This is a genomic window from Curtobacterium sp. PhB146 (genome assembly GCF_004342995.1).
Lineage (GTDB): Bacteria > Actinomycetota > Actinomycetes > Actinomycetales > Microbacteriaceae > Curtobacterium.
This window is the reverse complement of sequence record NZ_SMBN01000009.1, coordinates 1-12297: the sequence shown is the minus strand read 5'-3', so window position 1 is coordinate 12297 and position 12297 is coordinate 1. Positions and strand designations below refer to the sequence as shown.

The following is a 12297-nucleotide window of genomic DNA, read 5'->3' as shown; positions in this document are numbered from 1 at the left end:
GGCGGCCGCTCACAGGGCTTCCTTCGCTTCCTTGCCCTGTGCGAACTGCTCGACCTTCGAGCCGATCGACACGTTCGCCGGCGCGATTCCCCGGCCGACGGGCCAGGTGAACGCGTTGGCGGTGGCGGAGTCGACCTCCAGCCACTCGAGGGTGCGGATCCCGGCTCGGCTCGCGGCGTCCTCGATGAGCTCGGAGACGTCAGCCAGGCCGCGTTCGGTGCCGTCGGTGACGGTGATGTAGCCGACCCAGTTCGCGCCGACGTGGCCGGTTCCCGGGATGAGGTCCTGGTGGCGGCGCCGGGCTGCGTCGGCTTCGACGTTCAGGGCGACGTCTTCGATCTGCCCGTCCTTGGAGCGCTTGATCTGGTCGGCGATGTCGGAGACCCGGTCCTGCTCGGAGAGGTGGCGGGCTTCGTCCTGCGGGGATCCTTCGATGTGCCAGGCGATCGTCCGGACCACCTGGGACTGCATCCCGCCAAGCAGCGGCGCCATCCACAGCGCGTTCCGCTCGATCACTTCGAGGTTCTTCGCCGTGATGCGTGCGGTGCGCGACAGCGACACCGACACCTGGCCGCCCTTGGGTGCGCCGACGTACGTCGTGTACGACCATGCGTCTTCGGAGGGCAGCCACCCGGTGTTCGGGGTGACGTCGGCGACCTGCTCCATCGGGAAGCCGGGGTGCTGCATGTGCCGGATCACCGCGGCGGTCTGCCGGGCGCTCATCGCCTGCACGTTCTTGTAGCCGGCGCCGACGAGCATGCGCCGCATCCCCTCGATCTCGTTCGCCATGAACAGCCGCCACCCAAGCGCCGCGTCGCCGTGGCGGGCGGCTCGGCGCACGAACCGGTCCGAGACGGGCCAGGAGACGGTGAACATCGGCCGCTGCATGAGCTGCCCAGCGGCGACACCGTCGACGACGTCCTTGTAGGAGTGCAGCAACACCGCGGGGACGCTGCTGTCGCCGTTCTCCGCCATCCACGCCTCGTGCTGCGCGGAGTCGGTGGGCATGTTGCGGCTGATGGTCTGGATGCGCTTGGCGAACCCGAGCGGGTCCCCGAGCGACGCGACGACGGCGGAGAACCCGGCGGAGGCGACGTCGAAGACCTGGTCGGTCTCGATGCCGGTGACCTGCCCGGTCGTGGTGAACGTGACCGCGAGGTACTCCTCCCCTTCCGGGGTCTGGTGCCACTGGATCCCCGGTTCGCCGACACCGTCCTGCAGCCACAGCATCCCGGAGACGCCGTCCGGGGTGTCCCGCATCGCGTGGAGCTCCTGCATGGAATCTCGCTTCTCCTCGCGGGTGCTCGCCTCGGCCCACCGGTCGGTGAGCATGTCCCACCCGTCCTGGTCGAACGGGACAAACTTCGTCGTCCCGCGGCGGAGGCGCTCCTTCCACCGGGCGGCCTTCATCCGGCGCTGCAGGATGGTGTTGTTCGCCGTGTCGATCGTCGCGAACCAGGCGGCCCCGATGAGGACCACGCCAACCAGCAGCGCCCAGAGCCCGATGACGAACACGAGGACGAGCGTCACCGCGACGCTCGATCCGAGCGCCCAGAGCCGAGGCTTGGAGATCCGACCGCCGAACAGCCCACGGTGGGCGCTGTCGCCGCCGATGATCGAGGTACGCATGCTCATGCCTCCTGGTGGGTGCCGTGCTCGACGGCCTGCTCAGCGGCCGTCGACGCGGCCTGGGAGGCCTGCTGCGCGACCTTGAGTGCCGAGTTGGCCAGCAGCATCCCGACGGCTAGGGGCGCGCCGACACCGGTCGATGCGGTGCCCGCCGTGGCCGCCGCTCCCGCTCCCGCTCCACCGACAGCGACAGCGCCAGCGCCGGCACCCGCACCTGCGGCTCCGGCCTTCCCTGCAGCACCGGCTGCACCGGCGGCGTGCTTGCCGGCCGTGCTCGCAGCGGACGCGGTCACGTTGACCGAACCCCCGCCACCGGCAGCCGCAGCGTTCCCGGCAGCACCGACTTGGGACGCCTGGCCGCCGTACCCACCGCCGACCTGCGCGGGGGCGGTCGGCATGTTCCACTGGTAGCCGCCGCCACCGCTCTGTCCGGCCGGCTGTGACGCCGCGGTCTGGTGCGCGGTCTGCGGGGCGTGCGAGGGCGTGTTCGGGATCTGCGGCGCCACCTGTGGCGGGGTGAAGCCGCTCGAGCGGGACGTGCCGGCACCGCCGCCGGGGCGCGGGATGAACTTCAGCATCGACAGCGGCGCGAACACGACGATGAAGGAGATGACCGCCGGCACCGCGAGGTTCACGAACGTCTGGATCGGGTTGACGAGCTTGCCGAGGGTGCCCGGGTCAGCGGTGATCGAGATCCCGTTAATGGCGCGGAACGCCAGGCCGACGAGGAGGATCAACGCGACCTGCGTGAGGCCGATGACGACCCAGATGATCGGGACGGCCTTGCCGATCTTCCGGGTGTCCGGGTTCACGATCCACACGAACCCGAGCGGCAGCACCGCGCCGACGAGGTACTGGGTGGCGAGCTGGATGATGAAGATGAACGCCACCCCGAGCAGACTCAGGAACAGGGTGCCGAGGACGACTATCGAGACGATTGACGAGTTCAGCAGCGCTCCGGCATCGTCGGCGGCGGCGAGTTCGGCGATCTTGGTGAAGAACTCTTGGGTGGTGGAGTTCACCGCCCACGCGGCGATCGAGTCGCCGGCAGCGGTGAACACCTTCGTCAGCGCGATACCGACCACGGGGCCGAACGCGGCGCCGATGAGGAATGCGGGTGCGGCGAGGAAGATCGACTCGAGCATCTCCTTCGCGCCCAGCGAGCCCTTCCTGCGTCGACTGGTGATGATGAGCAGCTGGACGGCGAGGACGAACATCGAGATCGAGAACGACACCGCGTAGGACTTCAGCCACCACTGCGCGTCGTAGTTCGGGTGCAGGGCGCTGAGCAACCACGGGATCAGCACGCCGGCGACGGCGTGCACCGCTTCCTGCATCTGCTGCGTGATGAACCCGAGCGGATCCTGGGCGAACTCGATGCCCTTCTTCACGCCCTCGACCGCGCCCTTGCCCTTGGCGAAGACGCCGGAGATCCATGACAGGCCCGTGGCGATTGCGTCACCGCCGCCGCAGACGATTGCTCCTGCTTGGCATGCCATCAGCAGCCCTCCTTGTACTTGGTGCCGGACGTCAGGCCCTCGTCCCAGCCGGGAGAGGGGTCGGCGTCGGAGATGACCCAGCCCTGCGCGCTGGTGGTGAGGGTGAAGGTGCCGCCCGTGTACTGGTACTTGGAGGCGCTGTCCTCGGCGGGGTCGGGTTTGCCGTTCGTCGTGGTGAGCCCGGCGAACGCGATGGTGACGGTGGTGTCGGTGCTGTCCCGGACGAGGTACGCCGACCCGGACAGGTCAACGCCGTGCGTCTGCCCGTCGTCGTAGCCCGACTTCGACAGATCGGACGCGGCGAGCATCGAGTGCGCGGTCCCGTCCGTGACGTCGTTGACGGTCTCCCGCAGGTTCGGCCGGCGGTCGGGGTCCGCGGCGCTGTAGACCTGCATGAACGCGCCGAGGAACTCCGCCGCCCCGGCCGGGGTGAACTGCTTCTTCTCGCGGAGCTCGAGCAGATCCTTCGACGTGATGTCCAGGCCGGCGACGCAGCCAGAGGCGTAGTCGACGCCCTGGACCGGGGCGGTGCTCCCGGTGCCTGTGGGGGCCCCCGAGGCTGCCCCGGCCGGGGTTCGGGTGGTGTTCGGCGAGGCGAGGTTCGCGATGGTGACGCCGACCGCGACGAGTGCGATCGCCGCGAGGATCCCGACTGGGATCAGCCACCACCGGCGGCGACGCCGGGGCTGGGGTGCGGTCTGCTTGCTCATGTGCGATTCCCCTCGCTGGTGTGAACGGCTCAGCCGTTGACGGCGTTGAGGATGAACCCGAAGATCGCCGGCACGATGATGACTGCCCCGGTCATCACGGACGTGCCGATCACCTCGCCCTTAGCGGCCTCGGCCTTCTGCGGCATCTTCGCGTTCTTGAAGTGACGCAGCTTCGTGACGGCCTTGAGCAGGAAGAACGCCGCCGCCAGGATGCAGACGAACCAGACGCCGCCGAGCGCGGCCTTCCACTGAGTGGTGAAGTTGTCGCCGAGCCACGACGAGTCCGGCTTGACGCCGTCGAACGGGTTGATGTCGGCGTTGCCGGCGACCACGTGCGAGGGGGTGTGTGCTGCGATGACGGCGCTGGTGGTCATGTTGATGACCGGGGCGAGGAGTGCGCTCATGAGCGTTGCCTTTCGGGGTTAGCCGGCGACGACCGGGAGGGTCGTTCCGGGGTCAGTGGTGTGCCGGGGAGTTGTGGCGGTGTTGCTGGTGCCACGGGTCTGTGACGCTCCGGATGAGCGAGGGGCGGCAGCCCGCGCCGGCGAGCTCGCGGCCGAGGACGGCGCTGCCGTCGGAGCCGGAGCAGGCTGCGCGGGTGCCGGGTCGGCGGGCTGCGCGGGTGCCGGCGTGCCGGGGTCGGTGGGCTGCGTGGGATCCGTGCCCGGGTCCGCAGGGGCGGGATTCGGGTCGACCGGCGTCGTCGGGTCCGCAGGGGCAGGCTCCGACGGGTCCGGGATCGGGTCCGTCGGCACCGTCGGGTCTGTGCCCGGGGCGGTCGGGTCCGTCGGGTCGGTCGGAACCGGGATCGGGTCTGTCGGGATCGGGTCGACCGGGACGGTCGGGTCCCCGGGCAGTGTGGGGTCGACCGGCTGGGTGGGGTCGACCGGGACGTCGACGGCGATCGAGGCGTCGGGGGCTGCGGTGTCGGCGTGGCTGACGGCGGCGGGGCCGAGCGTCATCGTGGCGATCGCGGCGGTGGTGAGCGCGATGCGGGTGCGGGGGTGCATGGAGGGTCCTTACTGCTTCGTGGTCTGGTCGGAGGTGGCGTAGGTGCTGATGCGGCCGTCGGTGACGGCGATGAGGGCGCCGGATCCGGTCTCGGCGACCGGGACGACAGTCGGTGCAGGACCGGTGCGGACGTCGTCGCCGGCCACGTACGCGGTCGTGCCGTCCTGGTCAGCGCCGTAGAGGTGGTTGCCCACGAATCCGTCCGCGACGAACCCCTTCGGCATGGCGACGGTCTTCCCGGCGGCCGTGAACGCGGTCCCCTGCACCAGGAGGGTCTTCCCGTCCTGGCTGGCCGTGACCGGCTCATCCGAACTCGTGCCGGTGCTGCTGATGGCCTTGCCGTCGCGGACGTCGTGGGCGGCGAGCACGGAACCCTTCTCGCGGGTCTTCCACCGCACCCACACCGTGCTGTTGGTGGCGACGACCCACGAGGAGATCTCCGTTGCGTTCTTCGGGGCAGCGAGCTTCGCGGTGCGGGTGACGGTGCCGTTCGTTGCCGCGGTGAGGACTTCACCTCGAGCGGAGGCCCACAGCACCTGCCCGTTCGCGGTGCCGCCCATGATGAGCGCCCCCGGCCGCGGGAACGTGACAGGGACGGCGCCGTGTCCGGTGAGCATCGCCGCGGTGGTGTCGGTGGTCACGAACGGCACTCCGGCGCGCACCTGGAACTCGCCGGCAGTCGGGATCCCTGCCTCGAGCTGCAGCTTCCCAGCACCCCAGACGGTCACGGCCGTCTTGGACGCGGCCGCGAGTGCCGGCTTGCCGTCGACGGTCACGGCGGACACGCCACCGACGGCCTTCCCCGGCAGGGTCAGCGTGGCGGCGGTGCGGCCGGACCCGGCGTGCAGGACGGTGACGGTGCGCCCGTGGGCGTAGCCGACGTAGTTCCCGTCGCTGGTCACACCGACCGCGCCGACCGCGCCGCTCTTCACCCACGTAGGCTGCTTCGACCACCCAGGCAGCGTCGTCGCGGGGGCCGAGGCGACTTGCGCCGTCGAGCTCTGCTGATCCTCGTGTCCGCTGCCGGCCACGAACAAGGCCGCTGTACCCACCACGACGACGACGAAAGCCGCAACCCAGACCCACCGGCGGTGACTCTCGTCGAGAAGCGGGGCAGCGTTCACGCCGCCCTGCTCGTCGTTCTCGGCCGAGGGGTCCACCGGTGCGCGGTGGAACCAGCTGGCGAACAAGGTCCGCAGGCTCGGGTTCTCGTCCTCTGCGCCCGAGACGGCCTCCCCCTCAACGGCTGGCGCATCGGCGGCGGCGTCGGTCGGGCGGGTGCCGCGGCCGAACAGGCCACCGAACAGCACGCGAAGCGTCGGGCGGGCATCCGTCTCACCCACGGGCTCTTCGTGCTCCACATCGGGCTCGTCCAACGCAGAGCTGTCGACGTCCCCGGTCCGGGCCAGCGGTGTGCGCTGGTCGACCTCGGCGTATCCGGCGGCCCGTTCGGAGGAGGTGAAGATCTTCGTCAGGTCGAGCTGGCCGATCTGACGGCCGCAGCGCATGCAGAACGTGGCCTGCGGCACCGCTTCCGTGCAGAACGGGCAGGTGACTGCGGGACGCTCGTCGACGTCTGCGGAGTCGTGTGTGGTGTCCGTCATCGTGCTCTCACTTCGTGATCGTGATCGGAGTACCCAGCGGCAGCCGGTTGACTGCCGTGATCGCTTCGGCGGTGAGCCGGATGCATCCATGCGAGACCGCACCAGAGCTGGTGGTGTTGAAGTGCACCCCGATCAGGCCGCCGTCCGAGCCGCCGAACGGCTCGTCCTTCGCAGCGGAGTGCAGCGACGTCAGCTCGATCGGGTGGACGCTCTGCCCCTGCTTCGGGTCGAGGTAGCGGGCCTGCAGGTACCCGGTGACACCGGTCGGCGTCGGGGTTGTCTTCGTGCCGACACCCACCTGGTAGGTGGCGACGTCCTTGCCGGTGATGATGCTGAGGGCCTGCTTGCTCACGGACACGACCACGCGGGACGGCAGGGCCTCCCCCGCGGTGAGGGCGTCCGTGCGGATCCACGCGGAGGTCTGCGCTGCAGCGTCACCGTTCGTGCTCGAGGGGAGCTGCTGGCGGGCCGGTGTCAGGATCAGCGTCCACGCGCCGTCCGTCCGGACCGGGACGACGGTCGTTGGATCGCCGAGGAAGTTCGTTGCAGAAAGGTGCGCCACTGCACTTTTCTGCGCGGCACCATAGAGGGCGACGTCCTTCGTGAGCGTCGCCGATCGGGTCAACGCCGTGGTGTTCGTGCTGTCGTAGCGGATCAGGCCCGGGATCACCGCGTCGTACCGAGCCTCCGGCAGGGAGGACACCTGGCCCGCGGTCAAAGCACGGAACGGGCCGGGACGAACCGGAATCGACACCGCAGTGCTCGGCGCCGCTGTGGGTGCAGAAAGCTGCTCAGCTGGACGAGCCACCACGGCCACCGTGATGCAGGTACCAACCACGACCGCGGCCGCTGCAGCCGCGAGAACGTTCCGCACGATGGTCGCGCGCGGGTTGTGGGCCAGGTGCAGGCGCGAGAGGGGTCGACGCGTCTGCACCTGACCGTCGTCGCCGTTGCCGACGACGGACGCGGAACCAGAGCCGTCAGAAAGCCCGGTCCGCGAGCATGGACGGGAAGCACGAATCGGGCTAGACCCCATATCCATCGTGTCCCTTCTGCTGGGGTAGAAGTACCGTTCCGCTAGTATGCCCTATTTAGGGCAAGCCGTGTTGCGATGCGCTCCAAATGAGGCGTCTAGAGTTCCCGCAGTACGCCAATAGAGTCGGCGCGTGGGTAGACAGGGCAGCGGCGAACCAAACGAGTTCTCGAGGGCGTTCGTCGACGCGGTCGACGACCTCCGCATCCGCCGAGGCATCACGACGCCGGCCCTCATCGCGCAGGCCGGATTCAGCCGCGGCTACTACTACAAGCGCACCCGCGGCGAGACCTCCTTCAATACGAATGACGTGCAGACGATCGCGGAAGCGCTCGGTGTCTCAGTCGGCGAGCTCCTGGAACCGGCGATCACCGAGATGGAGCGGCTGCACGCTCCTCGGGACGAACGCCTCGAACCGGCACTCCTCGGCTACCGGCTCCGGAAGCTTGTCGCCCTGCACGTCGCTCGCACCCCCGCACCCCCGCTCGACCGCGCGATTCGCGCAGCATTGGCGAAGCGCGGACGGCTCCTCGCCGGTGCCGACTGGGAACGCCTCCTCGCTGGCGAACCGACGGACGTCACCAGCGATGACCTCCGCGCGATCGCGGACTTCTTCGATGTGCCGCCGGAGTACCTGCTGCGCATCGCACTCCCTGGTGTCGTCGATCTCGTCGACGCACGGCTGGAAGTGGAAATCGCCTTGGCAGAGACTGGTGTGGGGATCGCAGCTCGCTCGGTCAACGCAGCGTCTCCGGCCGAGCTCCTGGCGATCGCCGAAGCGATCCGCGCAGCGGCGCCGAACGAGCGGGGAGGTACCGAATGAAGAAGATCCGAACGCAACGACTCACCACTCAGCTTGCTGAGGACGCCATCGCCAGGCTGTCCCTGCCCGCCGGCCCGCTCACCTTTGAGGCGCTGCGAACGGCCGTGACCACCTGGCTCGGTAAGCCACTCATCATCGATCCGCTGAACTCGCTTCCTCCGCGTGACCACCCCGCGAGCGTGACGGGCTTGTACCTCGACACTGCAGACGCCGGACGGGTGTACTTCCACCCTGACGACCCCCGCCTCTACCAGCTGTTCGTGATCCTGCACGAGTTCATGCACATCGCCGCGGGACATGGAGGGTGCCACGTGCCCGTCGAGGTGATGGAGCGGGGCTATGCCGGCGTGACCGCAGAGATCACCGCGGCGCGGGCACGCGTTCCGGTGCGGACCTCGCTCGAGGACGCTGACGCTGTTGACGTCGAGGAGCTCGTGGCGGAGCGCGGGGCGATGCTCCTGCTCGAACGCCTCCAGAAGTCCACGCTGTCTGCAAGCGAGGCAGCCTTCGCGTGATCCCAGCTGCGTTCTGGGCTGCCGTTGGACTCCTGCTCCTCCGTGTCAATGCGATCGGTAACGCAGCGCGACGTCCGGCGTTCCTCGCCGCAGCGCTGGCCGTCGTCGGCATCGCCACGGTGGGCGTCGTCTGGCCCGTCGAGCACATCGATGCGCTCTTGGGTGACGTCAACGCGATCGATCTGATTCAGGTACTCGCAGCGACTGCAGCGTTCTGGTTCCTGCGCGACGCCACACGCGCTCACGCTGGCTCGGAAGCCCGATCGCGCCTGCCCATCCTGATCGCCGTGCTCGTCGCGGAGACGGCCACCTTCATCGCGATCCCCGATCACAACGGGGAGCCGACGACCTACATCCACGAGCACCTGCAGTACCCGGCCACGTGGGTGCACATCGTCATCTACATGGTTGCGATGGGCTGGTTCGCCGCCGACTCCATCGGCGTGCTCCTGCCCCAGCCCCGCGGTGCGAACATCCTGTTCATCATCGGCTTTGCGCTCGTGGTACTCGCGATCATCGCCGAGCTCGTCGACGTCACCAGAGTGTTCATCGACGGACAGCAAACCCCCTTCTCGCGGGCGATGCTCGTCGTGTTTAACAGCCTCTTCTACCCCGGCATCGTCGCCATTGGTGTCGCACACGGATGGCGGACCCTGCGCCGTCTCATCACCGTCCTCGGGTGGCGTGTGATCTCGCTCCGCCTGCTCGTCATGTCAGCCCGCGACCAGAGCGCCGGCAGGCTGTCGTTGCGCCTCCGGGGCAGCGCTGAAGTTGTCGCAGCGCAGCGGTACATCGAGCTCCGCGACAAAATCGTCGCCGGTCGCCTCGAGGTCACAGAACAAGAGCAGCGTTACTTGCAGCGAGTAGACGAACGGCTCGCGAAGGGAGTTACGGCATGGGCGTTATCGGTGTAGCAGCAGGGGCGGCGACCCTGACAGTCATCGCGGCGGCGACTGCCGCGGGCGTGGTGGTCGCGAAGAAGGCGATTCACCCGCGGCCGAAACGAACCGTCACCGTCGTCGACGTCGACTCCGCCAGCATCACCATCCCATCGGACGAGCAGACTCGGTGCCCCGGTGAGTACCGCGTGTACTTCCACGACGGCCAGCACAGCATCCTCGTCGGCGACGTGCTCGACGACGACGGCCGTCACGTCCGCCGGACGATCCTGGGTGAACCCGAGATCCTCCCGGCTGCGGACGACAAGCTTGTCTGGAGCGGATACCTCCTCGACACTCCAGCATCTGTGTCGTCCTCCTTCGAAGAGGTTGCGATCACCGCGGACGGCGACACCCGGAAGGCGTGGTACTTCCCCGTCGACGGCGCCACCACCTGGGCCATCCATGTGCACGGGATCCACTCGGGCCGGCAAGCCATCCTCCGCGCCGTACCCGACACCCTCTCTGCCGGAATGAGCTCCCTCGTCATCGGATACCGCGGCGACGTCGAAGACGGCCGCGGCCTGCCCGCGACGTTCGGCACAGACGAGTGGCAGGACCTGGATGCGGCGATGCGTCACGCTGTCGACCACGGAGCAGAGCGCCTGGTGCTCGTCGGGTGGTCGATGGGCGCGACGATTGCTCTTCACGCGGCCGCGCGCTCCACCCTCCGCAAGCGGATCGACGCCATGATCCTGGTCTGTCCAGCACTCGACTGGTTCGCTGCCCTGCGTGCAGGCGCGTCAAAGGCAGGCTTCCCGGGGTTCCTCGGGTCAATGGGTGCCGTCACGCTCACGATCCCGGGTCTCGCTCGCTTCGCCGGCCTCCAGAAAGCCATCCCCATGCGCTGGATGCGCCCCACGCCGCCCGCTGGGCTGCCAATCCTCCTCGTCCACAGCTCTGGCGACCGCGATGTCCCCCTCAGTGTCTCCAAGCGATTCGCGGCCACGCCTGGCGCGGCAGCCACCCTCGTGGAGATCGCGCCCTGCCCGCACGGCATGGAACTTAACCGCGAGCCTCAGCTGTTCCACGGCTCGATCGCACGCTTCCTTTCCCGGAAAGCGGCTCTATCCACGGCATCCACGGAGCACGAATAGGGTACCTTGGTGGCACTTAGCGCTTTGGACAGGCTGCGACATTCGGCACCATGGAGTCGTGCTCGCCAGTCGCTCGAGTCGTCTACCCCGCAAGGAGAAGGAACATCCATGCAGTCTCGCGACACGCCGCCCCAGGCGACCACGCGCATGCATGTTCCCGCCAAGGTGTGACTATGAGCGACTTTGGACGACGCGCCAGCCGAGCGCAGAACGCCCCTACGGTCCTTCTGCAGGGCCGTGTGCTTCCTGAGACCCGCCAGGCGTTCAAGGACGCCGCTGAAGAGAGCGGCGTCTCAGTCGCCTACTACCTTGACGCGCTAGCGCGCTCGCTCGTCGCCGAAAACGGCGCGATGCCGCTCGTCGAGGACCCCCGTCGGCTTAACCGAGTGGAGTTGCCGATCCCAGCCGCTTAACGACAAAACCCCCGCCAGAGGCGGGGGTTCGGGGCTAGGCCCCAAGTCATGTTTCTCACTACCTGCTACGTCGCCAAACAGATCAGGTCGTGAGCTTCCGATAGAAGAAGCCCGGTTGGAGCCGGGAGCCTTCGTCGTACCGCCACCCCGAGAGGAGGAGGTGTCGCCATCGTAACGCACGTTGCTGCGCCCGGTATAGATCAATCTGCCCGCGTGTCCTCTCCGGATACCGCCTGGGCGTTGACGCGCTCGATCGCGCCTCGTCGGTACGTGAACCGCATGATCGCGGAGGCGGACGGGACGATTCGGTCGAACAGTTACCCGTCGAAGTTCCCGACTGCAGGGCCCACTCCCCCGTCGACGCCGTGGACGATCGATCTCACCGATCTTGACGGACGGTTCTGGTTCGCCGCGTTCGACCTCGACGCGAAGACCCCGGAGGACTTCGACCAGGCGGCTGAGGATCTTGGCGTGCTGGTGCGGATCCTCCGCGACGCGCAGGTGCCGCACGTGGTGTGCCGCTCGAGCCCGACAGGTGGGTTCCACGTCTGGGTACCTCTCGCAGGCGTCGACAAGGCCACGATGGTGCAGCTCGCCGGCGCCGCCCGTGCCGTGCTGCCGTCCCTTGACCACGGGCTGCTCTGCAACGACCGCACGGGCGCCGTCCGCCCGCCCCTGACCCCGCACGCACGGGGTGGCGCGTCCGAGGTGATGGCGGGCGCCGACGACGTCGACGTGCTCCGCACCCCGACCGTCACCGCCGGCGATCTCCTCCGCGTCACAGCCGCGTTCCGCGAGCTCCGCCCGACCGTGGATCCCGCAGACTCATCCCCCACCGGTCCCGTCGACGCCCACCACCGGGTGCACCGGTCGCTGCCGGCGTGGGGTGAGGCGCACATGGGAACCGTTGCCGGCGGCCGCGACCCGTCCCGCACCGGCTACCTGTGCCTGCTCGCGGCCGCGGTGTCCGGGTGGACCCTCGCCGACGTCGAGCACGCCGCGAAGACCGCACCCGGCATGGAGCA

11 protein-coding genes and 1 pseudogene are annotated in these 12297 nt (G+C 68.8%); 5 read left to right on the top strand and 7 right to left on the bottom strand.

The genetic code is table 11. The features are described 5' to 3' along the window. Positions 1-9: 9 nt before the first annotated feature. From EDF33_RS18895 to EDF33_RS18865, 7 genes are read right to left on the bottom strand one after another with little or no spacing between them, the layout of a single operon-like run. Positions 10-1629 carry a hypothetical protein gene (locus tag EDF33_RS18895; RefSeq protein WP_207906722.1) on the bottom strand — a complete coding sequence of 540 codons (1620 nt, stop codon included), beginning with the start codon at positions 1627-1629 and terminating at the stop codon, positions 10-12. Positions 1630-1631: 2 nt separating this feature from the next. After that, on the bottom strand, positions 1632-3128 hold the full coding sequence (locus tag EDF33_RS18890) for a hypothetical protein (RefSeq protein ID WP_132100850.1): 1497 nt from the start codon (positions 3126-3128) through the stop codon (positions 1632-1634). Next, complete coding sequence (locus EDF33_RS18885) at positions 3128-3838, bottom strand: hypothetical protein (protein ID WP_132100849.1); 711 nt, start codon at positions 3836-3838, stop codon at positions 3128-3130. Before EDF33_RS18885 ends, EDF33_RS18890 begins: the two co-directional genes overlap by 1 nt. Positions 3839-3867: 29 nt before the next feature. After that, complete coding sequence (locus tag EDF33_RS18880; protein ID WP_132100848.1) at positions 3868-4242, bottom strand: hypothetical protein; 375 nt, start codon at positions 4240-4242, stop codon at positions 3868-3870. An 18-nt stretch (positions 4243-4260) separates the two neighbouring features. Further along, entirely contained in the window at positions 4261-4848 is a 588-nt protein-coding gene (locus tag EDF33_RS18875; protein ID WP_132100847.1) for a hypothetical protein, read from the bottom strand. A 9-nt stretch (positions 4849-4857) separates the two neighbouring features. Next, on the bottom strand, positions 4858-6453 hold the full coding sequence (locus EDF33_RS18870; RefSeq protein ID WP_132100846.1) for a hypothetical protein: 1596 nt from the start codon (positions 6451-6453) through the stop codon (positions 4858-4860). A gap of 7 nt (positions 6454-6460) precedes the next feature. Then, positions 6461-7156, bottom strand: coding sequence for a L,D-transpeptidase (locus tag EDF33_RS18865; protein ID WP_165918882.1), 696 nt, complete (start codon positions 7154-7156; stop codon positions 6461-6463). 463 nt (positions 7157-7619) lie between these two features. Between EDF33_RS18865 and EDF33_RS18860 the strand changes: the two genes are divergently transcribed. The 5 genes and pseudogenes from EDF33_RS18860 to EDF33_RS18840 all read left to right on the top strand — a co-directional run. Then, entirely contained in the window at positions 7620-8309 is a 690-nt protein-coding gene (locus EDF33_RS18860) for a helix-turn-helix transcriptional regulator (RefSeq protein WP_132100844.1), read from the top strand. Beyond that, positions 8306-8824, top strand: a complete 519-nt coding sequence (locus EDF33_RS18855) for a hypothetical protein (protein WP_132100843.1) — start codon at positions 8306-8308, stop codon at positions 8822-8824. The genes EDF33_RS18860 and EDF33_RS18855 overlap by 4 nt, the downstream gene beginning before the upstream one ends. After that, positions 8821-9738, top strand: coding sequence for a hypothetical protein (locus EDF33_RS18850; protein ID WP_132100842.1), 918 nt, complete (start codon positions 8821-8823; stop codon positions 9736-9738). The genes EDF33_RS18855 and EDF33_RS18850 overlap by 4 nt, the downstream gene beginning before the upstream one ends. Continuing rightward, positions 9720-10859 (top strand): alpha/beta fold hydrolase, encoded by a 1140-nt coding sequence (locus tag EDF33_RS18845; protein WP_132100841.1) that lies wholly within the window; start codon positions 9720-9722, stop codon positions 10857-10859. The genes EDF33_RS18850 and EDF33_RS18845 overlap by 19 nt, the downstream gene beginning before the upstream one ends. A 626-nt stretch (positions 10860-11485) precedes the next feature. Then, positions 11486-12297, top strand: a pseudogene (locus tag EDF33_RS18840) (hypothetical protein); the annotation flags it as partial.

Coding starts and splice junctions, on each gene's coding strand:
- EDF33_RS18890 (WP_132100850.1), bottom strand. CDS start 3,128: ATGGCATGCCAAGCAGGAGCAATCGTCTGCGGCGGCGGTGACGCAATC.
- EDF33_RS18845 (WP_132100841.1), top strand. CDS start 9,720: ATGGGCGTTATCGGTGTAGCAGCAGGGGCGGCGACCCTGACAGTCATC.
- EDF33_RS18895 (WP_207906722.1), bottom strand. CDS start 1,629: ATGCGTACCTCGATCATCGGCGGCGACAGCGCCCACCGTGGGCTGTTC.
- EDF33_RS18880 (WP_132100848.1), bottom strand. CDS start 4,242: ATGAGCGCACTCCTCGCCCCGGTCATCAACATGACCACCAGCGCCGTC.
- EDF33_RS18855 (WP_132100843.1), top strand. CDS start 8,306: ATGAAGAAGATCCGAACGCAACGACTCACCACTCAGCTTGCTGAGGAC.
- EDF33_RS18875 (WP_132100847.1), bottom strand. CDS start 4,848: ATGCACCCCCGCACCCGCATCGCGCTCACCACCGCCGCGATCGCCACG.
- EDF33_RS18870 (WP_132100846.1), bottom strand. CDS start 6,453: ATGACGGACACCACACACGACTCCGCAGACGTCGACGAGCGTCCCGCA.
- EDF33_RS18885 (WP_132100849.1), bottom strand. CDS start 3,838: ATGAGCAAGCAGACCGCACCCCAGCCCCGGCGTCGCCGCCGGTGGTGG.